Genomic DNA, 24,387 nt, shown 5'->3' on the forward strand with positions numbered 1-24,387 from the left:
TGTACACGCCGCGCCGTGGTGGCCACACGGGCGCACGGCGGGTTACCGTACCCGGCATGTCGTGCATTCGGTTCAACACCCCCGCGCAGAAGCGTCAACTCGCCGAGAATGCGCCCGCCATGATGCTCGGTACGGAGCCGGTCGCGCAGTTCCTCTCCCCCGCGGTGACCGACTCGAAGCGTGAGCGCGTTCGCCGCCTGGCACAGAGCGCCGACCCGCGCATCCGGGAAAGCGCGGCCCTGTCGTACCACGCACCGGCCGACGTGTACGAAGCGCTGGCGCGCGACCCCGAGGTCAGCGTGCGCAGCTGCCTGGCCCGCAACGAGCGCACGCCCTGCGATGTTTTGCGCACCCTTGCGGCCGACCCGGACGAGCAGGTGCGCGCGTGGGTGGCGATCAACTACTTCGTGCCAGCCGATGCGATGGAGCGTCTCGCCGACGACGAGAGCCCCACGGTGCGCGCGCTGGTGGCCTGGAAGTCGTCGCTGGCTGACGAGGCCCAGACCGTCGCCGTCTGACGGGATGCCCGCGGCGCGCTTCAGCGCCGTCAGCGCGACCGGAACTGTCCGGCAGCCGACAGGGAGTCGGGAAGCACGCGGGCGAGCGTGGCGATGATTCTCCAGCGCACGGTGGGGATCACGACGCTGCGACCACGGTCGATCGCGCGCAGCGACTGGCGGACGACGGTCGGGGCGTCGAGCCACAGCGCACGGGGGATGCCCGAGACGTCGACGCCCATCCGGTCGTGAAACTCGGTGCGCACAAAGCCGGGCGCCACGGCCGTCACGCTCACGCCGCGATTGCGATAGGTCAGGTTCGCCCAGCGGGCAAACGATACGCCCCACGCTTTCGCCGCGCCGTACGTTCCGCGCGGAGTGAAGGCGGCCACGCTCGAGACGATCACGATGCGACCCCCACCGGCGGCGAGCATCCGTTTCAGAGCGGTCTGCGTGAAGCGCAGCGGCACAGCGACGTGAATCGCGAGATGGTGCTGCTCGTCCTGCGCGGTCGTGGCCGCCAGGTCGCCGCCGATGCCGTAGCCGGCGTTGTTGATGAGCACGGTGACGGGATCGGTCGCGGAGGCGATCCGCGCATCCACTCGGTCGACGTCGGTGGGATCGTGCAGATCGGCCGGCAGCGTTTCGACCGCGACGCCGTACTCGTCGGCCAGCCGCGTCGCCACCTCCTCGAGCCGTTCCGCCGTGCGGGCGACCAGCACGAGGTCGTGTCCGCGGGCGGCGAGCTGGCGGGCGAATTCGAGACCGATGCCAGCGGTGGCTCCGGTGATGAGGGCGCGCGTCACGCTGCCGAGCCTAACCGCGCGCTCGGTCAGCGAGCGGCGTCGCCCACGCGGCGGGGCCGTTCGAGCCCGCCGGGTACTCCTCCAGCGGGACGGCGCCGTCCTGCCAGGCGGCCAGCACGGGATCGACGAGGGCCCAACACAGTTCAGCGGCGTCAGCCGGGACGCTCAACAGCGGGTCGCCCTCGAGAATGCCGTCGAGCACCTCGCCGTAGGCGGTGAGTTCTCCCGAACCGATATCGCTGTCGAGGTGCACCCGCTCGAGCACGAGCGGATCGCCCGGCCCGTTCAGGTCGAGGTCGACCGTGAGGTGCTCGGGCGTGAGCGAGACCGAGATGCGCGGTGCCTCGCCCGCCCCGCGAAAGCCGCGCGGGAGGTGCGCGACGGGGCGGAGGGTGAGCACCGCATCCTTGCGCGGTTGTCCGACAGCCTTTCCGCTGCGCAGGGTGATCGGCACGCCCGCCCATCGCGCGTTGTCGACCGTGACGACCAGCTCGGCGAGGGTCTCGGTGCCGCGTTCGGGCTCGACGCCCTCCTCCTCCGCGTACGCCGGCACCGCGTTCCCGTCGACCTCGCCGGCGGTGTAGCGGGCTCGGCGCGACGCACGGGCGGGGTCGTCGTCGAGCGGGCGCATGGCCCGTAGCGCCTGAACGAGCGACCCGCGCAGGTCGTCGGCGTCGAGGGCGGCGGGCGCCTCCATCGTCATGATGCCCGCCACCAGCAGCAGATGGCTCTGAATCATGTCGACGAGCGCCCCGGCGTTGTCGTAGTAGCCCGCACGACCCTCGAGGGCGAGGGTTTCGTCGTAGATGATGTCGATCGCCGACACGTTGTCGCGGTTCCACACACTTTCAAACAGGCGGTTCGCGAAGCGCAGGCCCAGGAGGTTCAGCACGGTCGACTTGCCGAGGAAATGGTCGACGCGGAAGATCTGGTCCTCCCGGACGCGCTCGGCAAGAAGCCCGTTGAGGTGCCTGGCCGAGTCGGTGTCGTGGCCGAACGGCTTTTCCACGGCGACGCGCACCCCCTCGCGGATGTCGCCGGGCTGCAGCGCCTCAATGGCCTGCACCGTCACGTGGGGCGGCAGGGCGAAGTACAGAATCGGCGGATGCTCGGCTGCGGCCATGAGGTCACGGAGGGCTTCGCGATCGGTCGCGTCGGCGGTGCGCCACCGCGCCGCGGCGACGGTGCGCTCGATGGCCTCGCGTGCGTCCTCGCTATCGGGCAGATCGCCGAGCGCGTCGAGCCCCTCCTCGAGGGCGCCCCGCACGCTCTCGCGCCACGCTGCGTCGTCACTGTCGCTGTGGCCGACGCCGATGAGCTCGAGTCGCCGGTCGGGCTCACGAGCGAGCACACCGGCGAGCCCGGGGACCAGCAGCCGCGTCGTCAGGTCGCCGGCTGCGCCGAGAATGATGAGTGTTTGCGTCGAGGCCATCGGGTCACCGTACCGAGGCAGTCTCGAAGATCGGTCTGCTTGGATGATTCTCATGGCCGAGCGTCTGGAAAACTACGCCCTCATCGGAGACTGTCGCTCGGCGGCGCTCATTGGGCGCACCGGGTCGATCGACTGGCTGTGCATGCCGCGGTTCGATTCGGCATCGCTGCTCGCCCGCATTCTCGGTGACGAGCGCCACGGCCACTGGTCGCTGAACCCCGTCGGCGCTGCCGAGTGCACGTCGCGCCGCTACGAGGACGACACCTTCGTGCTCGTCACGCGATGGGAGACACCGACGGGCGTCATCGAGGTCACCGACTGGATGCCGATCGACAACGGCGAGAGCGACATCGTGCGCCGCGTGAGGGGTATCGAGGGTGAGGTGCGCGTTGAACAGGTCTTGCGCATCCGTTTCGACTACGCCGACGCGATGCCGTGGGTGCGCCAGACCGGCACCGACGATGCCCCCGAGCTCACCGCCATCGCCGGCCCCGACGCCGTCGTGGTGCGCGGGCCGCAGTTCACGGCGATCGATCACGCGCACCGCGCCGAGTTCACGGTCAGCGCCGGTGAGACCGTCGACACGGTGCTCACCTGGTTTCCGTCGCACAAGACGCCCCGGCCCCCACAGTCAGTCGACACGATGCTCGAGCAGACACGGGCCTGGTGGCAGAACTGGGCGCGCACCTGCACGCCACCGGGCGCGTATGACAGCCACGTTCGGCGGTCGCTGCTGGTCTTGCGCGCTCTGACCCACGAGTCGACCGGGGGCATCGTCGCCGCGCCGACGACGAGCCTGCCCGAAGAGATCGGCGGGGGCCGCAACTGGGATTACCGCTACGTCTGGATTCGCGACGCTGCCTTGACCCTGGAAGCGCTCATGATCCACGGCTACCAAGAGGAGGCGAGCGCCTGGCGTGACTGGCTGCTGCGGGCGATCGCGGGTGATCCAGAAGACGTGCAGATCATGTACGGCCTCTCGGGTGAGCGCTATCTGTACGAGCGCGAGCTGACGAGCCTGCCCGGCTACGAGGGCTCCTCCCCCGTCCGGGTCGGTAACGGCGCGTACGACCAGTTCCAGGGCGACATTTTCGGGGAGCTGATGATCGCGCTCGAGGACGCCCGCGAGCTCGGCGTACACGAGGACGACGTCTCGTGGTCTCTGCAGGTGCGTCTGCTCGAATGGGTCGCGACGCAGCTCGACCGCGCCGACAACGGCATCTGGGAAATCCGCGGGCCGCTCCGCACATTCACCCACTCGCGCGCGATGCTGTGGGCGGCCTTCGACCGCGGAATCCGCGCGATTGAGAGATTCGATCTTCCGGGCCCGCTCGCCGAATGGACGGCGGTGCGCGAGCGACTGCGCGACGAAATCGACCGGCACGGCTTCGATGCCGAACGGGGCCATTATCGCCAGCACTACGACACGGTGGAGGTTGACGCGTCGCTGCTGCAGCTCGCTCAGATCGGCTACGTGGCGTACGACGACGAGCGGATGCTCGGCACGGTCGCCGAGATCGAGCGCACGCTGCTGCGCAAGGGGCTTCCGCTGCGCTACCGCACCGAGAGCGGGGTGGACGGACTGGAGGGCGACGAGCATCCGTTCCTCACCTGCGCGTTTTGGCTGGTCGAGCAGTACGCGCGGTCGGGCCGGCTCGCCGATGCGGAGGCGCTGATGGACCGGCTCGTCGGCATCACGAATGACGTCGGCCTGCTGAGCGAGGAGTACGACGTCGACGCCGAGCGGCATCTCGGCAACACTCCACAGGCGTTGTCTCACCTGGCGCTCGTGCGCGCCGCCGACGCGATCTCGGAGGCCCGGCAACCATGACCGATGCGCACGCCGCCGGCGGGGCCCCTCAGGCGCGCATCGACGCGTGGGCGTGGGCGATTCGGCTGTACGCGACGCGCTCGGCGGCGACCGCCGCCTGCAAGGCGGGGCACCTGAAGGTCAACGGTCACACCGTCAAGCCGGCACACCCGGTGAAGCCGGGCGACACCGTGCGGGCGCTGACGCCAGGCGGTGAACGCATCGTGGTGGTCAGGGGCATCATCGTGAAGCGCACATCGGCGTCGCGAGCGGCCGAGCACTACGACGACCGCACTCCCCCGCCCCCGCCCAAGGAAGAACGTGCCCTCCCGGTTCTGCGGGAACGGGGTGCGGGCCGCCCCACGAAGCGCGATCGACGCGAGATCGAACGACTCCGGGGACGCGGCTGACCGCACGCTCTACGTCGCCTGTGGGAACGAACCGCTGGCAGCCATCGCCCTCCAGACTCGATGGATGCGGCTTCGACGCTCGACGACGGACCACCCGGGAATCACGCGGCGGCGCCGCGGGCGCGGGTTTTCGTACACCGACCCAGACGGTCGTCCCGTCACCGACACCGCAACCCTGGAGCGCATCAGCGCCCTCGTGATCCCGCCCGCGTGGAGCGACGTGTGGATCTGCGTCGATGAGCGAGGACACCTGCAGGCGGCGGGAACAGATGCCGAGGGCCGTCGGCAGTACCGGTACCACCCGGCGTGGACGGAGCGGGCCGAGCGGCGCAAGTACGCGCGCGTGCGGGAGCTCGCCCGACATACCGTCCCCCTGCGCCGCTGCATCACGGCGGACCTGCGCGGCGACGATCCGCGCGCCAGGGCGACCGCGATCGCCGCTCGACTCATCGACGCACTGGGAGTGCGGCTCGGCGACGAACGCTATGCGCTCGAGCACGGCACGGTCGGGGCGCTGACCCTCGAACAGCAGCACGTCGCCATCGCGGGCGACCGGGTCACGCTCGACTTCCCGGCGAAATCGGGGGTGCAGTGGAACGCCTCCCTGCGCGATGCCGACTTGGCAGAGGCGCTGAGCCGCGTGCCCCGCGGCCGCCGGGTGCGCCTCACCGAGTGGCGGGAGGGCACGGAACGGCGTCGCGTGGGCTCCCGCGCGCTCACGGAGTACCTGTCGGTGGCGAGCGGCTGTGCGATCACGCCCAAAGACCTGCGCACGCTGCTCGGCTCACGAACCGCCGCCGAGGTGCTGGCCCGGTCGGGGCCGGTGCCGCGCGCCGATCAGGACACGGTCATCCTCGCCGCCGTCGATGCGGTGGCCGACGCCCTGCGCAACACGCGCGCCGTTGCCCGCTCGTCGTACATCGATCCGCTCGTGATCGAACGTTTTCGGCGCGGAACGGTCGCCACGCTCACCCGGTCGGGAGTGTCCGACCGGGCATACGCCGACCTCGTCAGCTGAGGCGCCCTACAGCCCCAGAGCGTCGAGGGATGCGCGGATCGCCTCGGCACTGTGGTGCAGCTGGCGCTCTTCCTCGGCCGAGAACGGCGTATCGATGATGCGCGAAACCCCGCGCCCATCGACGATGCTCGGCACCGAGAGCGCCACGCCACTCACTCCGCGGTAGTTGTCGAGCACGCTGGAGACGGGAAGGATGGCGCCCTCGTCGCGCAGGATCGCCTCGACGATGCGGGCACCGGAGAGTCCGATCGCGTAGTTCGTCGCCCCCTTCCCCGCGATGACCGTGTATGCCGCGTTCTTCACCTCGTCGGCAATCTCGTCCAGCTCTTCGACCGTGAGGCTCGCGCCCTTCTCATCGATCCACTCGCGGATCGGAATCGGACCGATACGGCTTTGAGACCACAGGGGAAACTCGCTGTCGCCGTGCTCACCGACGATCATCGCGTGCACGCTCGCGGCGCTCACCCCGAGTCGCTCGGCGAGCCGCCAGCGCAGTCGCGAGGAGTCGAGAACCGTCCCGCTCGAGAAGACCCGAGAGGGGTCAAGACCGCTGAAGCGCTGAGCGGCGACAGCCAAGACATCGCAGGGGTTCGTCACGAGCATGAACACGGCGTTCGGTGCGCGCTCGACGAGCCGCGGCATCAGGTCGCGCAAGATCTCGACGTTGACTCCCGCGAGGTCGAGCCGACTCTGGCCGGGATGCTGCTTCGCGCCCGCGGTGACAACAACGACGTTCGCCCCCTCGACCACGTCGAGGTCGGCCCCACCGCTGATCGCGCTGGAACCCGTGAACGGGGTGCCGTGGGCGAGGTCAAGAATCTCTGCGTTGACGCGCGCCTCGTCAATGTCGTACAGCACCACCTCCCGAGCGGTCTCGCGGATCAGGGAGGCGTACGCGAGGGCCGTGCCCACCGCGCCGGCCCCGACGATGGCCAAGCGGGAGTTATCGATGACTGCCATGTCATCCACCCTGGCCGAGGAGCCGCCCCGCTGTCGAGGGTCCTTCGACCTATTCGGAGGCCGCGTTCGGGTCGATCAGCGATTGCAGAAGCGACACGAGGATCCCCTCGGCCGCGTCGTGCGGGAGCGCCTCGATCAACGCGGTCAGGGTGGCCTGCTCGGCCGGCAGCTCTCCGGCTCGCAGGCCGAGGAGATTCAGAGCGTCGCTCGGATCGGCACTCGACAGCGCCGCGAGAACGGGCGTCGGATCAGCCGCTGGGCGGCCCCGCACCTCGTCGCCGGCGTCGGTGATGGTGGCGATCAGGTCGTCGGCGGCGTCGGCGGTGACCGGTGTGATCGTGAGGTGAGTGGTGGGCGGTAGACGGGTTCCGTCCGACTGCGCGAGCCCCGGCTGCTGCTGCAGCACGAAGCCGCGGCGGCGCACCGCGTCGGCGAGATGGTGAGGGTCAACCTGCGTGCGGGCATCGGTCGCAGTGTCGGCGGCGAGCGCGAACAACGGCCCGGTGGGTGTGCCCATGACGCGGACGCCGGGTATCGCGGTCACCGCGGTCACGAGGCGCTCGGTCGCGACGCGCGTGCGGTCGATCAACTCGCCGTAGCCCTCGGCACCCAGCAGGCGCGTGATCGCCCATGCCGCGGCCATCGGTCCCGCCGCCTTCGAGCCGAGCAGGGTGGGATTCACGACGGGATATCCCGGCCACCGGGTCGTCGCGAAGTACTGCGCAGCGTGACGGTCGCGACCTCGCTGCAACAGGATGCTCGCCCCCTTGGGCGCGTAGCCGTACTTGTGCAGGTCGGCCGACAGACTCGTCACTCCGGGAATTCGGAAGTCCCACTCGGGAACGTCCGGCCACCATGGCAGCGCAAAGCCGCCGATGCACGCGTCGACGTGCAGTGCGATGCCGTGGTCGGCGGTGTGCGCCGCGATCGTCGCGATCGGGTCGAGGTGAGCGAAGGGGTACGACGGGGCACTCGCGACGGCGATCGCGACGTCGGGTCCGAGTCGTCGCGTGAGCGCGTTCGGGTCGAGGGCTCCGGTGGCCGGGTCGACCGGGACGAGGTCGAGCCGCAGATCAAACAGGTGCGCTGCTTTCTGGAATGCCGCGTGCACCGTCACGGGCGCGAGCAGGCGCGCCCGTCCTTCGCCACCCTGCGCTCGCCACACGTCGCGGGCCGTCTTCACGGCTAGCAAGCAGCTCTCTGTGCCGCCGCTCGTGACCGACCCGACCACGTCGTCGTCGCCATGAAACAGGGGGCGGGCGAAGGCGATGAGGTCACGCTCAAGGGCGGCGACGGAGGGGAAGGCCGTCGGGTCGAGCCCGTTGACCGACTGCACGATCTCCGCGGCCGCGTGCGCCACGCGGTCGATGTCGGACCGCCCGGTGTCGTAGACGTACGAGAGCACGCGGCCGCCCTTGGTGGGCGCGTCGCGGGCCGTCAGCGCTCGCAGCTCGTCGAGCACCTCGGCTATGCGGTCGCTCACCGGACCGCCTCGGCCAGCACGTCGATATCGGCGCGACGCAGACGGTAGCGCCGCAACACGAGGATGCTCGCGATCAGCAGTGCCGCTGGCACGAGGCTGAAGGCGACGACGATGCCGATGATGGCGCTGTCGGGCTGGGCCACGGTCTGACCGCCGACCGATTCGACGTACCCGGTCGCCGCGAGTACCAGGGTGAGCGCGGTGGCCCCGAGGGCCATCCCGGCGGTCTCACCGGCCGTCCAGACTCCGCTGAACACGCCGGCACGGTCCGTGCCTCTGGCACCCGCGTCGTGGGCAATGACGTCGGGCAGCATCGCAAGCGGTAGTGCCTGCATGCCGGCGTACGCGATGCCCGCGAGCGCGACGGGAGCGTAGACCCAGGCTCCCGGCTGCCAGATGATGCCGGTGATCGCCAGCGCGGCGATCGCGTACAGCACGCTCGCGATGACGTACCCCCGCTCTTTGCCGATGCGGCGCGCGACGGCACCCCACACCGGAGTGACGAGCACCGCGGGGGCAATAAGGGCGAGAAACAACAGGGTGACGGCGTCCTCGCTGCGCAGCACGTGCGTGGCGACGTACTGGGCTCCCGCGAGCATCGTTCCCGTGGCGAGCCCCTGCAGCACGAAGGTTCCGAGCAGAGCGCGGAACGGTTGTGACTCGCGCAGTGCGCGGGCCGCCAGTCGATAGTGCACCGAGACGGGTACGCGGGCCGGCGCCGCGGCGGGGCTGCGGCGCGGGGCTGTCGCAGCGGCGGGGGTCAGGCCAGCGGCAATGACGAGGCCGGCGACGACCGCCATGAGCAGGTATCCCTGCGCCGGCGTGTCACCCAGACCGCGCAGCAGCGGCCCGCCAGCGCCGAACAGCAGAATGGCCACGGTGAGAACGACAACGCGCCAGGTGAGCAGCCGCGTGCGCTCGTCGTAGCGGTCGGTCAGCTCGGCCGGCAGCGCGATGTACGGCACCTGGAACAGGCTGAAGGAGGTCGCCGTCAGGGTGAAGGAGACGAGTACCCAGATGGCGGCCGTCGTGGGCCCCACGTCGACCGGGACAGCGAACGTGAGCGCAAAGAAGACCGGCAGCGTGAGCGCACCGAGCAGCATGAGACCGCGGCGCGAGCCGGAGCGCGCGAGCGATCGATCACTCAGCGAGCCGATGACCGGGTCGATGACGACATCCCACAGCTTTGCGAGACTGACGATGAGACCCGCGACCAGTGCCGTCACGCCGAGATTGTCCGTAAGGTAGTAGACGAGCACGAGGCCCGGCAGCGTGCCGAATCCGCCGGTGCCCAGAGAGCCGATCGCGTAGCCCGCGACCGTGCGGCGCGGAATGCGGGAAGAGGTGCGAGCGTCGCCCCGGTGCGTCATGTCCGGAGCATAATGCGCGAGCACCCCCGGTGCGACGGGGACAGGCCGTCGCAGCGGGGGTGCTCGCGGTGGTCGTCGTGCCTGACGACCTCGTGCTGAGGCGCGTTAGGCCGCCTGCTCGCCGATCGCGAAACGAACGTTGCCGTCTTCGGCGACCTGCGCGTCGAGCACCTTGTCGGCGAGGGCGACGGAGGCGTTGTGCTCGAGGAAGACACGGGCAGCGCCGTTCTCGACCACCTGGTCGCCGTCGTACGGTGCAGGCGCAACGGAAACAGCGAACTGAGTCGAGTCAGCCCCGCCCGAGTCGATGCGCAGACCGGCAGTGCCGGGGTCAGCCTCGCGCGACACGAGGTTCTCGATCACTGTGCTGGCGGTCGGGGTCAGGGTGAGCATGGCTGCTCCTTCCGGATCGCGGGTTATGAGCCAGCCACGATTCCAAAGTCGGGCGGGGCGTCTCAACCGCCGGAGGACGATACGGAGGGTTCTCCCACGAAGCTTTGCGCTCTTTGTACGCCTGGCCCGCCGTCAGCGGGGCTAGCCTGCCGCCATGTCGACACCACGCCCCGCGATGCCCGGCCGACGCCCTCCGGTCATGTCGTCGGGGCAGGTCACTCGCACGCTGTTGCTCGTGGCGCTAATCGCCATGGTCGTCGGCGGTCTCGCCTTCCAACTGGGTGCTGCGGACACGTCCTTCGACCGCCCCGGCGAGGTGATCTTGCTGTTCGTCGACGTCGCACCAATCGCGTGGTTTGCGGCGGCACCGATCGTGCTCACGACGCTGCGCTGGCAGGCACTGGATGCGCGGCTTCGGTGGGTCACCGTCGCCGCACTGATCGCGTCGGCCGTGGCGATCGCGGTGCGGCTGATCGTGCTGGACGATCCGCCGCTTGCGGCGATCGTTGACCCCTTCACGGCGGCGTTTCCCGTGTGGGTGCTGGCGGCAGTGCTGTTCATTCGCACCCGGGCACGACGGTTCGCCGCGGGAACGGACGAGGGCATCACGCTCGTGGGGATGGCGCTCGGCTTCGGTTCCGCCGCGGTGGGAGTGGCGCTCGGCGGTCTCCGCCTCGTCCTGGTCGGGCCCCTGGCGACTCCGGGGGTTCCGGTCGTTCCCCTCAGCGATACTCCGACGGTGACCTTCTTGACCGCGGCAACCTTCGCCATGGTTGGCGGCCTGTTCTGGCTGGTGGACCACACGCGGACGCCGCGCATCTGAGGCGACGGCGCCCGGCACGCTGACGGGAAAACGCGACACAATGGCGCGGTGAGTATCGACCGCACCGCCGCCCTCAGCGAGCTCCGTGCCGCCGTCGGGAACGCGCTGTCGACCGACCCGACCGAACTCGATGCGGCACGGTCCGACAAGTCGGGCCACCGCTCGGCCGCAGCGCCGCTCGCGATCGTGCACGCGACGTCGATCGCCGACGTGCAGTCGACCCTGCGTATCGCGAGCGCCCACCGGCTCCCGGTCGTGCCGCGCGGGGCCGGCACAGGACTCGCTGGCGGGGCGATGGCGGGCGGCGACCGTCTGGTGCTATCCACGGCGCGCATGACGCGCATCCACGAGATCGACACGGTCGATCAGGTCGCCGTCGTCGAGCCCGGCGTTGTCGTCGCGGACCTCGACGCGGCGGCACGACGCGAGGGTCTGTTCTACGCTCCCGACCCGGCCAGCCGGGCCTGGGCAACGATCGGCGGAACGATCGCCACCGGCGCGGGCGGCCTCATGTGCGTCAAGTACGGCGTCACGCGTGAGGCAGTGCTCGGAGTCGATGTCGTGCTCGCCGACGGCACACTCATGCGCCTGGGCCACCGCACCGTGAAGGGCGTCACTGGCCTCGACCTCGTCGGACTCATGGTCGGCAGCGAGGGCACCCTCGGCGTCGTCGTCGGCGCCACGGTGCGACTGCTTCCCGTGCCGCTGGGGTCAACGGTCACGATCGGAGCCGAACTGCCGTCGGTCGTTGCCGCCGGCACGGCCGCCGCGGCCATCATGGCCAGCGGTGTGCGCCCCGCCGCGCTCGAGATCATCGACCCGCTGGCGCTGCGCCGCATCCACACGTATCTCGGCCTGCCTGCGCCAGCAGAGTCCACCACCCACCTGCTCGTGCAGACGGACGGGCCGCAGGCGCTGGCCGACGCCGACGCCGCACTCGCCCACATTCGCGCGGCAGGAGGCACCGGCGAAACGTCGACCGACGACGCGAGCGCCGAGCGACTGCTCACCATCCGCCGCTCATTCCACGCGGCCATGGAGGCGCACGGAACCGTCCTCATCGAAGACGTCGCCGTGCCCCGACGGCGCCTGCCCGACATGTTCGCCGCGATCGAGCGCATCTCGCGCGAGTACGGGGTCGAGATTCCGACCGTGGCTCACGCGGGCGACGGCAACCTTCACCCCAACTTCGTGTACGTCGGGGATACGGTTCCGCCCGAGGTGTGGCAGGCAGCGCACGCGGTCTTCCGCGAGGCACTGACGCTGGGCGGCACCCTCACCGGCGAACACGGCGTCGGCGTTCTCAAGAAGATGCACCTGAGGGAGGAATTGGGCGAGCCGCAGCTGGCGCTGCAACGCCGCATCAAGGCAGCCTTCGACCCCCTGGGCATCATGAACCCCGACGCGGTCTTCTGAGGGTGCAGTTAGGCCATCACCACGGTGGCGCTGACCAGCGCGCGACCCCACTGCTCGGCGCGCTCGCACTCGCCCTCGACGAGCGGGCCCGCATAGCCCTCGACGTAGAACGAGGTGGGCCGCTGGGTGAGCGGCAATCCGGCCGACTTCGCGACGCGCCGCGCCGCGGCGGCCGCTGACCCCGGAAGGCCCCTCACCTGGGTCGCCTTCGTGTCGAACGTGGCCACTTGCAGGCGGCGTGCGTCGGCTTCGATCCGCGCCATCCATTCCCGGATGCCCGTGGCACTCGGAACCCCCGCCCCCTTCACGATCGCATCCGCACGCGTCTCGGGCCGGCTCAGCGAGAACGCGTGCGTGGGAGCACCAATCACGAGAAGGTCGATGCCATCGAGGCAGGTGGGCGCGTCGTCGACCCGGACGACGCGCGCATCGCCCGCCGTGCGCAGGCCGGCCGCGATCGCCTGCGCGATGCGCTCGGTGTTGCCCCAGTGCGACTCCACAACGACGAGAGAGGTGGTCATGCTTCGACGCTAAAAGCCACACCGGGGCGACGACAGGGGCTTAGGTCCCTTTCTCGCCGACGTGTCCGGCGCGACGATGGCTGCGCCCTGCGCGGTGCGACCGAGTCCTCAACGACGTGGGGGCCCGCCAGATGGCGAGCCCCCACGGAACGATCTGCGCCCGTTAGGCGATGCGGATCATCTTCTTGTTGACGAACTCGTCGATGCCGAGCGTTCCGAGCTCGCGGCCGGAGCCGGAGTTCTTCACACCACCGAACGGCAGTTCGGGGCTGTCGGCGAGCACGCAGTTCACGTAGACCATGCCGGCGTCGATCTGGTCGGCGACACGGGCGGCCTGCTCGTCGTCGGTCGTGAACAGGTACGAGCCGAGGCCGAAGGGCGTGTCGTTGGCGAGCTCGACCGCCTCGGCCTCATTTGCAACCTTGAAGACCTGCGCGACGGGGCCGAAGAACTCCTCGTAGTACGCGGAGTTGCCCTTCTGGACGTTGGCGAGCACCGTGGCCGAGAAGTAGGTGCCCTCGCGCGTGCCACCCACGAGCACCTCGGCACCGCCGGCGACGGCGCGCTCGACCTGGTCGGCGAGGTTATCGGCCGCCTGGGCACTCGACAGCACGCCGTACGCGGCCTCGCCCTTCATGGGGTCGCCGGGGCCCACCTCGCCCATCTTCGCAACGAACTTCTCGAGGAACTCGTCGTAGAGCTCCTCGACCACGATGAAGCGCTTGGCTCCGTTGCACGACTGACCGCTGTTGTCGACGCGCGCGTTGACGGCCATCTCGACCGTCGCGTCCATGTCGTCGGTCGACAGCAGGATGAAGGGGTCGCTGCCGCCGAGCTCGAGCACGACCTTCTTCAGGTGACGGCCGGCCTGCTCGGCCACCGCGGCGCCCGCCCGCTCGGAGCCGGTGAGCGAAACACCCGCGACGCGCGGGTCGGCGATGATCGTCGACACCTGCTCGTTGGTCGCATAGACGTTGACGTAGGCACCGGCCGGGAACCCGGCGTCGTCGAAGATCTGCTGGATCGCGGCCGCCGACTCGGGGCACTGCGCGGCGTGCTTCAGGATGATCGTGTTGCCGAGAACGAGGTTCGGACCGGCGAAACGCGACACCTGGTAGTAGGGGAAGTTCCAGGGCATGATGCCGAGCAGCACGCCCAGGGCGCTCTTGCGGATGAACGCGCTGCCCTCGCTGCCCTCGACCAGGTCGACCGGCTCGTCGGCGAGCAGGGCGGGCCCGTTGTCGGCGTAGTACTGGTAGATGTCGGCCGAGAAGTCGACCTCGCCCAGGGCGTCGCCGATGGGCTTACCCATCTCGCGCACGATGATCTCGGCGAGCTCCTGGCGGCGCTCGCGGTGCAGCTCGGCCACGCGGGTGATGAGGGCGGCGCGCTCCTCGCGAGTCGTCGACCGCGCCCAGTCGCGGCTCGCCGCCCAGGCGGCGTCGATCGCGGCGGCGATGTCAGCGTCGGTGGCCGTCGGGTACTCCTTGACGGTCTCGCCCGTCGCCGGGTTGATCACGGCGTACTTGCTCATGGGACTCCTCGAGTGTCGTCGGTGGTGGTCGCCGCCCGATCGGATGCGGCGACGGTGCACGCTATCGCCCCCACCCTAGGGCGTACTGACTATCCACCATGTCGACACGGAGGCGATTGTCGGCGCGCCTTTCGCCGGCGTGTATAGCGCTATCAGTCGATCGCCGATAACCAGGCGCGCAGGGCGGGCCCGTCGGCGTCGAGTCCGGGCGGAGCCGTCGGCGGCACGGCAGCAAACGCCGAATACCGCACGGGGTGACGCACCTGCGCGGGATGCCCCTCCCCCACGTCAACCAGCGGGTCGAGGCCGAGCGACTGCGCCAGAGCGAAGGCGGAGGGGATGTCGCCCACGCGACCGGCGGGGACACCGGCGGCGAGCATCCGCTCGACCGCATCGTCGACGGGCATGCTCGCGAGCGCGCCCTCGAGGGCGGCGATCAGCTCGGCACGGTTCCCGACGCGCGCGCCGTTGCTCGCGAACCGCGGGTCGTCGGCGAGCGCGGGCACGCCGAGGACGGCGGCGAGCGCGCGGAACTGTCGGTCGGAACCCACCGCGACCGCGAGCATCCCGTCGGACGCGCGCAGCGTCTCGTATGGCGCGATCGACGGATGTTGGTTGCCCATCGCGTGCGGAGCGTCACCGGTCGCCAGGAAGCTCGACGCCTGGTTGGCGAGCGACGCCAGCAGCGAGCTCAACAGGTCGACCTCGACGTGCTGACCGACACCGGTGGCGTCTCGGTGTCGCAAGGCAGCGAGGATGCCGATCACGGCGTCCTTCGCCGCCAGGAGGTCGACGAGCGCAACCCCGACCTTCCGGGGCTCGCCGTCGGGGTCGCCCGTGATGCTCATCAGGCCCCCGACCGCCTGCACGAGGAAGTCGTACCCGGGAAGGTGCGCGCCGGCTCCCGAGCCGAAGCCCGTGATCGAGCAATAGATCGCCCGCGGGTTGGCACTCAGCACGGTCGCGGCGTCGAGGCCGTAGCGGGCCAGCGAGCCGGTGCGGAAGTTCTCGAGCACGACATCGGCGCGCGCCGCGAGCGTGCGCGCCAGTGCCTGGTCGTCGGGCTCGGCGAGATCGAGCGCGATTGACTCTTTCGAGCGATTCGCCGACTCGAAGTAGGCGCTCGAGGTGCCCGCCCACGGGGGGCCGAACGCGCGCGTGTCGTCGCCCGTGCCCGGCCGCTCAACCTTGATGACGCGGGCGCCGAGGTCGGCCAGCCACATGCTCGCGGAGGGGCCCGCGAGCACGCGACTGAAGTCGGCAACGAGGAGTCCATCGAGGGGGCTACGGCTCACGCCGACACTGTAGCCCCGGCGGAGGGTGCATCATGGTGATGCACGCTTCCCCGAGGTGCGCCACCGGGCGCCCGCCACCTGCCTCGAATCACCGAGCCCTGGAGAATGCGCATGCAGACGTTCCGCCCCACCCCCGACGAGGTCGCTGCGGACCCGATCGGTCTGGACGCGATGCTGAGCGACGACGAGCGCGCCGTGCGCGACCGGGTTCGCGCCTTCGTCGACGCCGAGCTCCGGCCGCACCTGGCCGAGTGGTACGAGAACGCGGTTCTGCCGCGCGAGCTCCTGCCCGCGTTCGGCGAACTCGGCGTGCTCGGAATGATGCTGACGGGCGACGGGTTGCCCGGTCGCAGCGCCGTCGAATACGGTCTCGCGGCCGCCGAACTCGAGGCAGCCGACTCGGGACTACGCACCGTCGTATCGGTGCAGGGGTCGCTCGCGATGACCGCGATTCACACCTTTGGCAGCGACGACCAGAAAGCCCAGTACCTTCCCGGCATGGCCGCCGGGCGCATCGTGGGCTGCTTCGGCCTCACCGAACCGAACGCCGGAAGCGACCCGGGGTCCATGACCACCTTCGCGCGCCGCGACGGCGACGACTGGGTACTCACGGGCGCCAAGCGCTGGATCGGGCTCGCCTCGATCGCCGACATCGCGGTCGTCTGGGCCCAGACCGAGGAGGGAATCCGCGGCTTTGTTGTGCCGACCGACGCCCCCGGATTTACCGCAACGCCGATCACCGCCAAGCTGTCGATGCGGGCGTCCATCCAGTGCGATCTCACGTTCGACGACGTGCGCCTCCCCGCGGACGCCGTGCTGCCGGGCGCGCGAGGACTCAGCGGCCCGTTCACGTGCTTGAACTCGGCGCGGTACGGAATCGTCTGGGGCGCCATGGGCGCGGCCCGCGACAGCCTGGAGGTCGCCAGACGGTACGCGCTCGACCGCATCGCCTTCGACCGCCCCATCGCCGCCGCCCAGCTCACCCAGGCGAAGCTCGCCGACATGACCGTGCAGGTCTCGACCGGCACACTGCTCGCGCTACACCTCGGACGACTCAAAGATCGGGGGCTGCTGCAGCCGCACCAGATCTCGATCGGCAAGCTCAACAACGTGCGCACCGCCATCGCCGTCGCGCAGAGCGCGCGCACCATCCTCGGCGGCAACGGCATCACCGGGGACCACTCCCCCATGCGCCACGTGCAGAACCTCGAGTCGGTGCGCACCTACGAGGGCACCGACGAGGTGCACGCCCTCGTGATCGGATCAGCGCTGACCGGGCTTCCGGCCTTCCGCTAGGGGTCCGCGGGCCGGCGCTTAGGCGCCGGCCGTCACCGCGAGCACCAGCACGAGCGAGCTCGCGATCATCGTGAGGAAGCCGGCCGCGAGCAGGGCGAGGCGCAGCCTGCCGGGGGCGACCGCGACGCGCACGACGAGCATCCCGATGGTGAGCGTCGCGACGACGCCCGCGCCCGCCAGCGCGACCGCAGAATCGAGTCGTGCCCACAGCGCGACGAACATGCCGCCCACGAGAACGGCGGTGATGGCGGCCATCACCACCCACACGGTTCCCGAGGCGGTGGTCAACTGCGGCTGCGCGCGCACGCGCGTCGGGTCGGGCTGCGAGGACTCAGACATCGGTCCACCGTCTCAGCCCGACCTGGCAGCGCGGTCAGGAAGCGGCGACTAGACGAGCACGCGCTCGGGAACGACGACCGGGTGTGTCCCCGCCATCGTCTCCAGTACGCGGATCACCTGCGAGCTGTAGCCGAACTCGTTGTCGTACCAGACGTAGACGACGAGGTGGCGTCCGTCGCAGATCGTTGCGAGTCCATCCACGATGCCCGCCCGGTGCGAGCCCACAAAGTCGGTCGACACCACCTCTGGCGACTCGATGTAGTCGATCTGCTGGCGCAGCTCCGAGTGCAGCGACATGCGTCGAAGGTGGTCGTTGACCTCGTCGCGCGTCGTCTCACCGCGCAGCGTGAGGTTCAAGATCGCCATCGAGACGTCGGGCGTCGGCACACGGATCGCGTTGCCGGTGAGCTTTCCGGCAAGCGTCGGCAGGGCCTTCGCGACCGCCTTCGCCGCCCCGGTTTCGGTGATGACCATGTTCAGCGCCGCGCTGCGCCCTCGCCGGTCGCCCGAGTGGAAGTTGTCGATCAGGTTCTGGTCGTTCGTGTACGAGTGCACCGTTTCGACGTGACCGTGCTCGACACCCCAGGCGTCGTCGATGACCTTCAACACGGGAGTCACGGCGTTTGTCGTGCAGGAGGCAGCGGTCACGATCGCATCGTCGGGGCTGATCGTCGCGTGGTTGATGCCGTGCACGATGTTCTTCAGCGCACCCTTGCCCGGCGCGGTCAGCAAGACCCGCGCGACACCCGGGGCGCGGAGGTGCTGGCTCAGGCCCTCCTCGTCGCGCCACCGACCCGTGTTGTCGACGACGATGGCGTCGCGAATCCCGTAGGCCGTGTAGTCGACGCGGTCGGGAGCGTCGGCGTAGATCACCTGGATCAACGTGCCGTTGGCGAGAATCGTGTTCTTTTCCTCGTCGACGGTGATCGAGCCGTCGAAGGGGCCGTGCACGCTGTCGCGGCGCAACAGGCTCGCGCGCTTGACCAGGTCGTTCGCGCCGCCGCGGCGCACGACGATCGCCCGCAGTCGCAGGCCCGAGCCGCTGCCGGAGTGCGCGACAAGGATGCGCGCCAGCAACCGGCCGATGCGTCCGAAACCGTAGAGCACGACATCGGTCGGCCCGGGCGCGCTGGCCGTCGGCATGACGGCAGCCAGCTCATCGCGCAGAAACTCGACGAGGTCGCGACCGTCGTCGCTCGCCCCGTGGCCCGTCACGAGGCGGGCAATATCGAGGGAGGCGGGTCCGGGCTGGATGGCGAGCAGAGCATCCAATACGCGGCGCGAATCGGCGAGCGCCAGCTCCTCGCCCGTGACGTGCTGGGCGTAGCGGTGGGCCCGGAGGATTCCGATGGCCGACTCGTTGATCAGGCGCCGGCCGTGAATGCTCGTGACGACCCCGTGGTCTCGGTAGAGGCGTCCGATGAGGGGGATGAGCTGTTCGGCTGCCGCCTCGCGCTCTTTCCAGGCGGCGTGAATGGTTGTGACGTCATCGCTCACTGTGGCGTTCCTTGGCTTCCCGGCGCGCGTCGTCGCGGCCGTGTCGAGATCGATCGGGGACACGTGGTGGCGGTGGTGCTTCGAGCCTAGCGGCGATGCCGCCGCGCGTTCGTCACCTGCGCGCAACACGGGTGACACAGTGCCTCCCTACCGTGGGCCCATGGACGAGTGGGTCGACCCCTTCATCGGCTCGGCAGCGACGCAGCTACCGGAGCCGACAGGGCTTGCCGCCACGTGGTGGTCGCCGAAGCCACTGGTCGGCAACACTCACCCGGGTGCGACCTATCCGTTCGGGATGGTGTCGGCGTGCGCATACTCGGGCGCGTATCCGACGGGGTACGGCGTGTACGACCTGAACACCGAGGGCGTGCCGACCGCGCTGTATGCCGGTCCGCTCGCGAGCGGCATCACGCACTTCCAGCAGTCGGGTACGGGGGCCATTCGCAAGTACTACAACTACGTGCGCGTGACCCCGATGCTCGAACCGCTCGACGCCCTGGGGCGCACGTACGCGCTGAGCGACGAGGAGGCGTCTCCCGGCTATTACGCCGCGACGTTCGAGGGGGGCGTGCGCGCCGAGGTGACGGTGGGCCCGAAGAGCGCTGTGCACCGCTACACCTTTCCGCGCCATCACGACGCGCGGATCGTGATCGACCTCTCGCACGGGGGCCTGCAGATTCCGCACGGCGCGACCGTGCCGTTGCGCGCTGACATGCGTCTGGTCTCACCGACGGTCGCCCAGGGGCAGGTTGTGATGGAGGGGGCGCCGCTCGCGTTTCACCTCGAGTGCGACACTCCGCACTGGCGTCAGCTGCTCTGGTACGACCGCCGCCTGATGCACGGCAGCACACGCCTCGACTTCGACGCCATTCGCCCAACGACCCTTCGCCCCTTCGGCATCATGTGGGCCGGCCCCGTCGAGGCGGGCCAGACCGTTGAGCTGCGCGTCGGGTTTTCATTGCGCGGGCCGGAGCGGGCCGCGGAGAATCTCGCCGCTGACGGTGCGAGCGGCCCTCACCGCTTCGCCGAGCGACGGCGGGCGACGGCGAAGACGTGGCGGAAGCACCTGCGCCGTATTGAGGTGAGCACGCCATCGGCCGACCGCCGCACGGTGATGGCCACGGCGCTCTATCACTCGCTCATCAAGCCCAGCTTCGCCCCCGCCGAAAGCCCGTTTTGGCCGAGCAACGGCCCGTTCGCCTTCGACATCAGCACGATGTGGGACGTCTACCGCACCCAACTGCCGCTCATCACGGCGCTGTTTCCCGAGCGCTCGGTTGAGCTGGCGACGGCGCTGCTGACGATTTGCGAGCAGGAGGGCAACTTCCCGATCGGCTACCGCATGGCGATCGGCAGCGATCGCTTCGCCCGCCAGGCGAGCGCCCTCGCCCACACGCTGCTGTCTGACCTCTGCCTTCGGGGGCTGCCCGGCATCGACTGGGCGTGGGCGCTCGTGCACATGCACAATGACCTGCGCCGCACCTACGGCGAGGACTACCTGCTCAACGGTTTCGTCGAACCGGCCAGCCACACCCTCGATCTCGCCTTCGGCTACTGGTGCACGGCGCAGGTTGCGCGCTACCTGGGGGACGAGCAACTGGTCGCCGAGTTCCGTCCGCTGGCCGACGGCTGGCGTGCGGCGTTCGACGACTCCGGGCTGCTGCGCGGTTCCACCTTCTACGAGGGGACCCGCTGGAACTATTCATTTCGGCTCCTGCACGACATGGATGCGCGCATCCGCTCTGTCGGCGGAGACGCGGTGTTCGTCGCCCTCCTCGACCGATTTTTCGGCTTCGGCGCACAGCCCGTCACCCTGCCGGGGGTGCAGCCGAGCGCGGAGGAACTCGCGGCCGGGTACGCGCTCGGCCGCTTCGAGGGCCTCAACAACGAGCCGGATATGGACGCACCGTGGGCGTACCAGTACGCCGGGCGCCCCGACCGCACCGCCGAGGTCGTGCACGCGGCGGTCATGCAGCGGTTTGGCCCTGGCCCCGGCGGGCTCCCGGGCAATGACGACTCTGGCGGCTTGAGCAGCTGGTACGTGTGGGCCTCTCTGGGGCTGTTTCCCGTTGCCGGCCAGAACATCACGCTGCTGAATGCGCCGTCGTACGACGAGGCGATCGTGCACGTGGGTGACAACCGCCTAGAGATCGGAACGCGGGGTTTTCGCCAACCGGTGGCGGCCGGGCGGCCACAGTACGTGCAGTCGGTGCACCTGAACGGGGTCGAGCACCCGCGCCCGTGGCTGACCGGGGCAGAACTTGCCGCCGGCGGACAGCTGGTCGTCAGCCTCGGCGATGAGCCCAGCGCCTGGGGCACCACCGCGCGCCCCCCGTCCTTCCCCCTCACCGAGCCCACTCCGACGTAAGCCGATCGCGACCACCACCACCGCAGGAGGAAACATGTCCGAACCCGACCGTATCGAGCGTCTCGTCATCATTGTTCGCGCCGATCCCGTGATCTGCGGGCACTCCGTGGAGGCACGTAATCTCGCAGAAGCGGCGATCGCCCGCGGAATTCCCGACGTGCGCATCCTGACGTGGCCGATCGACCTGCTGGAAGCCAGCGGCCTGCCGCTGAAGCCGCTCGACACGATTCCCGACTACAGCCCCGGTATCACGGTCGAACGACCAGACCCGGTCGGCGATTACAAGGTCGTCGACGGACGGCACCTGGCCGGGCTCATCGGCCGCCTCGTCGAACTCTTCACCGACGGTGTGCCCACGGTCGCGATGTCGCTGTACCTGAGCCCGCACACCCTCGCCGTGTCGGAGGCGCTGCGCGTCGCCCGCGCAACCGGCCTCCCGGTGAACGTTCGCACGATCGCCGAGGCGGTGGGCAGCGACGTGACGAACGTCGTGCGGAGCTGCGTCGACGCGGGCCGCTTCGGCGCGGCCGCGCAGGTGCTCGCCGCCTACCTCGACGCCGACCACCCGGTGGCCGTCTCGGAATACACCCGCGACCTCATCATCTCGTCTGCCGACGACGTCGACCGGATGCACGGCACACGCTTCGCCGAGCAGTGCCGTGACCGCGTGGCGATCTCCTACCCGGCCATCGATGCGAGCGCCTACCTCGACCTCGACGAGGCGGAGATCGACGACGTGCTCGCCGCCCGCGGACTCGATCGCGACGGCTACATCCTGTTTCTTTCACGGCTCACCCGGGCAAAGGGGGTCGACGACCTCATCGCGGGATTCGAGCGCAGTCGCGCGGGGGACGGCCTGCAGCTCGTGATCGCGGGACGCGGGCCCGAGGCGGCGGCGCTGCGCGAACGGGCGGCGAACTCGCCGAAGTCGGCGAGCATCCGCTTTTTGGACGACGTGTCGGACACCGAAAAGCCGTTCCTCATGGCGGGGTGCGCAAGCTACGCACTGCCCAGCAAGCCCCGGCCAGAATTCGTCGAGACATTTGGCATCGCGCTCGCGGAGGCGATGCTCGCGGGAGGCGGACCGGTCATCACCGCCGACACCGGCGGGATTCTCGAGGCGGTGGGTGACACGGCGCTCATTGTGCCCGTTGACGACCCCGACGCCATCGCTGACGCGATTGACCACGTCGCCTTCGCCCTCACCCGTGACGAGCGAGCGGCCGCGGCAGACCGAGCGCGGCGCTACGCACTGCAGTTCGACCGGCAAGCGGTGTTCGACCGGCTGTTCGCGCGATTCCTGCCGGCCCTGGCCGAGGTGTAGCGCGCTACGCGTCGGCGGCGGCGAGCTGGCCGCAGGCGCCGTCGATCTCTTTCCCGCGGGTGTCGCGCAGCGTGGTCGGGATCCCGGCGTCGTTCAGGCGTCGCACGAACTCGTTCTGCACGCTCCGCTCTGACGCGGTCCAGATCGAGCCCGGCGTGGGGTTCAGCGGGATGGGGTTCACGTGCACCCAGCCGCGCCCGCGCTTCAGGAGCTTTTCGGCCAGAAGGTCGGCCCGCCAGGCGTGGTCATTCATGTCTTTGATCAGCGCGTACTCGATCGAGACGCGGCGCCCCGTCTTGTCGAAGTATTCGCGCGCGGCATCGAGCGCCTCATCGACCTTCCATCGCGAGTTGACCGGGATCAGCTCGTCACGAAGCTGGTCGTCGGGTGCGTGGAGGCTGAGCGCAAAGGTCACCGGAATCTTCTCGTCAGCGAGCTTGCGAATCGCCGGCACGAGGCCCACCGTCGACACGGTGATGTTGCGGGCACTCATGCCGAGACCGTTCGGCTGGGGGGCGACCATTGTGCGCACCGCCGTCATCAGGCGGGCATAGTTCGCCAGCGGCTCGCCCATGCCCATGAACACGATGTTGCTCACCCGGTCGGGGGTCTCGTCGCCCTTCTTGCGGCCGCCCAGCTCGCCGCGCGCGAGCGCGCGGTTCGCCGCGACCACCTGGTCGACGATCTCGGCCGCCGACATGTTGCGCGTCAGCCCCGCCTGGCCCGTGGCGCAGAACGGGCAATTCATTCCGCAGCCAGCCTGACTCGACACGCACAGCGTGATGCGCCCGGGGTAGCGCATGAGCACACTCTCGACGAGCGCGCCGTCATGCAGCTTCCAGAGGAACTTGATGGTGTCGCCGTTATCGGTCGACAGGCGCCGCACCTCGGTGAGCAGCGACGGCATGAGCTCGCCGACGAGCTCGTCGCGGCCCGCCGCCGGAAGGTCGGTCATCGCCGCCGGGTCGGTCGTGTAATGGGTGAAGTAGTGCGTTGACAACTGCTTGGCGCGGAACGCGGGAAGGCCACGATCGACGATGGCCTGGATGCGCGCATCCGCATCGAGGTCGGCCCAGTGCACCGGGGGCTTGCCGCGCTTCGGAGACGCGAATTGCAGAAGCGGTCGCCCGTCGGAGTCGAGCTTCTGCTGCCAGCCCTCCGTTTGCGGGCGCACCTGGGGTCGCGCCGCGCCGTTGTTGCGGATGCCGCTGGAAGAAGCCATGTGCTCCAGGGTACGCGGCGCCGCACGGGACGCGGGCCGCTAGGCGGCGAGCACCCGGATGAGCGCCAGGAGGGCCTCGCGGGTCGTCTCGGCGACGATCTCCGACGGCTCGCCGGTGAATCGCCACGTGCTCACGTCGGTTCCGCGGACCGAATCGACCGCGATCATGACGGTGCCCGGCGGGTTGCCCTCCGAATCTTCGGGCCCTCCCACGCCCGTGACGGCGACCGTTGCGTCGGCGCCCAGCAGCCGGCGAGAGCCGATGGCCATCTCGCGGGCGCACGATTCGGTGACCACCGGGCCCGGCGTCACCCCGAGCAGCGCGACCTTGGCGTAGGGACTGTAGGCGACGATGCCCCCGCGAAACCAGGTGCTCGAGTCGTCGGCACGGCCGAGCGCGCTCGCGATCGCGCCGCTCGTCAGCGATTCCGCGCAGCCGAGGCGCCATCCCCGGTCGTGTGCCAGGTCGGAGACTCTGCTGGCGAGGCGATCAATGTCGGCATTCGTCATTGGCCCGACGCTAGATGCAGCACTCGGTGCGGCACTACCCCTTGACAGCGCGTAGCGTTAACC

22 protein-coding genes are annotated in these 24,387 nt (G+C 69.8%); 9 read left to right on the top strand and 13 right to left on the bottom strand.

The window, feature by feature from the left end:
• Positions 1–56: 56 nt before the first annotated feature.
• Positions 57–518, top strand: coding sequence for a hypothetical protein (locus tag ACK4SC_RS06890; protein WP_409616435.1), 462 nt, complete (start codon positions 57–59; stop codon positions 516–518).
• A 29-nt stretch (positions 519–547) separates the two neighbouring features.
• Here the strand turns inward: ACK4SC_RS06890 and ACK4SC_RS06895 are convergent, their stop codons facing one another.
• Together ACK4SC_RS06895 and ACK4SC_RS06900 are read right to left on the bottom strand one after the other, a co-directional pair.
• On the bottom strand, positions 548–1,303 hold the full coding sequence (locus ACK4SC_RS06895; protein ID WP_409616438.1) for an SDR family NAD(P)-dependent oxidoreductase: 756 nt from the start codon (positions 1,301–1,303) through the stop codon (positions 548–550).
• A gap of 10 nt (positions 1,304–1,313) precedes the next feature.
• Positions 1,314–2,735, bottom strand: coding sequence for a glucose-6-phosphate dehydrogenase (locus ACK4SC_RS06900; protein ID WP_409616441.1), 1,422 nt, complete (start codon positions 2,733–2,735; stop codon positions 1,314–1,316).
• Between ACK4SC_RS06900 and ACK4SC_RS06905 the strand changes: the two genes are divergently transcribed.
• The 3 genes from ACK4SC_RS06905 (at position 2,713) to ACK4SC_RS06915 (ending at position 5,973) form a co-directional block, all read left to right on the top strand.
• The gene (locus ACK4SC_RS06905) at positions 2,713–4,566 is read left to right on the top strand and encodes a glycoside hydrolase family 15 protein (protein WP_409616444.1); all 1,854 of its coding nucleotides are present in this window, start codon (positions 2,713–2,715) and stop codon (positions 4,564–4,566) included. The two genes, ACK4SC_RS06900 and ACK4SC_RS06905, sit on opposite strands and share 23 nt — an antisense overlap.
• Positions 4,563–4,955, top strand: coding sequence for an RNA-binding S4 domain-containing protein (locus ACK4SC_RS06910; RefSeq protein ID WP_409616446.1), 393 nt, complete (start codon positions 4,563–4,565; stop codon positions 4,953–4,955). The genes ACK4SC_RS06905 and ACK4SC_RS06910 overlap by 4 nt, the downstream gene beginning before the upstream one ends.
• Before the next feature lie 64 nt (positions 4,956–5,019).
• Positions 5,020–5,973: a DNA topoisomerase IB gene (locus ACK4SC_RS06915; protein ID WP_409616449.1), complete on the top strand. Its 954-nt coding sequence runs from the start codon at positions 5,020–5,022 to the stop codon at positions 5,971–5,973.
• 6 nt (positions 5,974–5,979) lie between these two features.
• On the opposite strand, the gene ACK4SC_RS06920 is transcribed toward ACK4SC_RS06915, so the two are convergent.
• The 4 genes from ACK4SC_RS06920 to ACK4SC_RS06935 all read right to left on the bottom strand — a co-directional run bounded on the left by ACK4SC_RS06920 (position 5,980) and on the right by ACK4SC_RS06935 (position 10,179).
• A complete protein-coding gene (locus tag ACK4SC_RS06920) occupies positions 5,980–6,933 on the bottom strand; it encodes an L-lactate dehydrogenase (protein ID WP_409616451.1) in 954 nt (317 codons plus the stop codon).
• A gap of 49 nt (positions 6,934–6,982) precedes the next feature.
• Positions 6,983–8,416, bottom strand: coding sequence for a pyridoxal phosphate-dependent decarboxylase family protein (locus ACK4SC_RS06925; RefSeq protein ID WP_409616453.1), 1,434 nt, complete (start codon positions 8,414–8,416; stop codon positions 6,983–6,985).
• Positions 8,413–9,786: an MFS transporter gene (locus tag ACK4SC_RS06930; RefSeq protein ID WP_409616456.1), complete on the bottom strand. Its 1,374-nt coding sequence runs from the start codon at positions 9,784–9,786 to the stop codon at positions 8,413–8,415. Before ACK4SC_RS06930 ends, ACK4SC_RS06925 begins: the two co-directional genes overlap by 4 nt.
• Positions 9,787–9,891: 105 nt before the next feature.
• Positions 9,892–10,179, bottom strand: a complete 288-nt coding sequence (locus ACK4SC_RS06935) for a Fe-S cluster assembly protein HesB (protein WP_409616458.1) — start codon at positions 10,177–10,179, stop codon at positions 9,892–9,894.
• Between the two features lie 154 nt (positions 10,180–10,333).
• Between ACK4SC_RS06935 and ACK4SC_RS06940 the strand changes: the two genes are divergently transcribed.
• Positions 10,334–11,002, top strand: coding sequence for a hypothetical protein (locus tag ACK4SC_RS06940; protein WP_409616460.1), 669 nt, complete (start codon positions 10,334–10,336; stop codon positions 11,000–11,002).
• A 48-nt stretch (positions 11,003–11,050) separates the two neighbouring features.
• Positions 11,051–12,418, top strand: coding sequence for an FAD-binding oxidoreductase (locus ACK4SC_RS06945; protein ID WP_409616463.1), 1,368 nt, complete (start codon positions 11,051–11,053; stop codon positions 12,416–12,418).
• An 8-nt stretch (positions 12,419–12,426) separates the two neighbouring features.
• Here ACK4SC_RS06945 and ACK4SC_RS06950 read toward each other — a convergent pair whose 3' ends face one another.
• The 3 genes from ACK4SC_RS06950 to ACK4SC_RS06960 form a co-directional block, all read right to left on the bottom strand.
• Positions 12,427–12,939 (bottom strand): flavodoxin family protein, encoded by a 513-nt coding sequence (locus tag ACK4SC_RS06950; RefSeq protein ID WP_409616465.1) that lies wholly within the window; start codon positions 12,937–12,939, stop codon positions 12,427–12,429.
• A gap of 163 nt (positions 12,940–13,102) precedes the next feature.
• A complete protein-coding gene (locus ACK4SC_RS06955) occupies positions 13,103–14,473 on the bottom strand; it encodes an NAD-dependent succinate-semialdehyde dehydrogenase (RefSeq protein ID WP_409616467.1) in 1,371 nt (456 codons plus the stop codon).
• A gap of 152 nt (positions 14,474–14,625) precedes the next feature.
• Positions 14,626–15,768, bottom strand: coding sequence for a CaiB/BaiF CoA transferase family protein (locus tag ACK4SC_RS06960; RefSeq protein WP_409616470.1), 1,143 nt, complete (start codon positions 15,766–15,768; stop codon positions 14,626–14,628).
• Between the two features lie 111 nt (positions 15,769–15,879).
• Between ACK4SC_RS06960 and ACK4SC_RS06965 the strand changes: the two genes are divergently transcribed.
• Complete coding sequence (locus tag ACK4SC_RS06965) at positions 15,880–17,064, top strand: acyl-CoA dehydrogenase family protein (protein ID WP_409616473.1); 1,185 nt, start codon at positions 15,880–15,882, stop codon at positions 17,062–17,064.
• A gap of 18 nt (positions 17,065–17,082) precedes the next feature.
• Here the strand turns inward: ACK4SC_RS06965 and ACK4SC_RS06970 are convergent, their stop codons facing one another.
• Complete coding sequence (locus ACK4SC_RS06970) at positions 17,083–17,403, bottom strand: hypothetical protein (protein WP_409616476.1); 321 nt, start codon at positions 17,401–17,403, stop codon at positions 17,083–17,085.
• A gap of 48 nt (positions 17,404–17,451) precedes the next feature.
• A complete protein-coding gene (locus tag ACK4SC_RS06975) occupies positions 17,452–18,900 on the bottom strand; it encodes a glyceraldehyde-3-phosphate dehydrogenase (protein WP_409616479.1) in 1,449 nt (482 codons plus the stop codon).
• A gap of 160 nt (positions 18,901–19,060) precedes the next feature.
• Between ACK4SC_RS06975 and ACK4SC_RS06980 the strand changes: the two genes are divergently transcribed.
• Both ACK4SC_RS06980 and ACK4SC_RS06985 read left to right on the top strand, forming a co-directional pair.
• The gene (locus ACK4SC_RS06980) at positions 19,061–21,268 is read left to right on the top strand and encodes a glycoside hydrolase domain-containing protein (protein ID WP_409616481.1); all 2,208 of its coding nucleotides are present in this window, start codon (positions 19,061–19,063) and stop codon (positions 21,266–21,268) included.
• A gap of 34 nt (positions 21,269–21,302) precedes the next feature.
• The gene (locus ACK4SC_RS06985; RefSeq protein WP_409616484.1) at positions 21,303–22,592 is read left to right on the top strand and encodes a glycosyltransferase; all 1,290 of its coding nucleotides are present in this window, start codon (positions 21,303–21,305) and stop codon (positions 22,590–22,592) included.
• A gap of 4 nt (positions 22,593–22,596) precedes the next feature.
• Here the strand turns inward: ACK4SC_RS06985 and rlmN are convergent, their stop codons facing one another.
• Positions 22,597–23,814, bottom strand: a complete 1,218-nt coding sequence (gene rlmN, locus ACK4SC_RS06990; RefSeq protein WP_409616487.1) for a 23S rRNA (adenine(2503)-C(2))-methyltransferase RlmN — start codon at positions 23,812–23,814, stop codon at positions 22,597–22,599.
• Between the two features lie 39 nt (positions 23,815–23,853).
• Positions 23,854–24,324, bottom strand: coding sequence for a CinA family protein (locus tag ACK4SC_RS06995; protein WP_409616490.1), 471 nt, complete (start codon positions 24,322–24,324; stop codon positions 23,854–23,856).
• Positions 24,325–24,387: the final 63 nt, after the last annotated feature.

Origin of the sequence: Microcella sp. (genome assembly GCF_046293215.1) — a bacterium.
GTDB lineage: Bacteria > Actinomycetota > Actinomycetes > Actinomycetales > Microbacteriaceae > Microcella.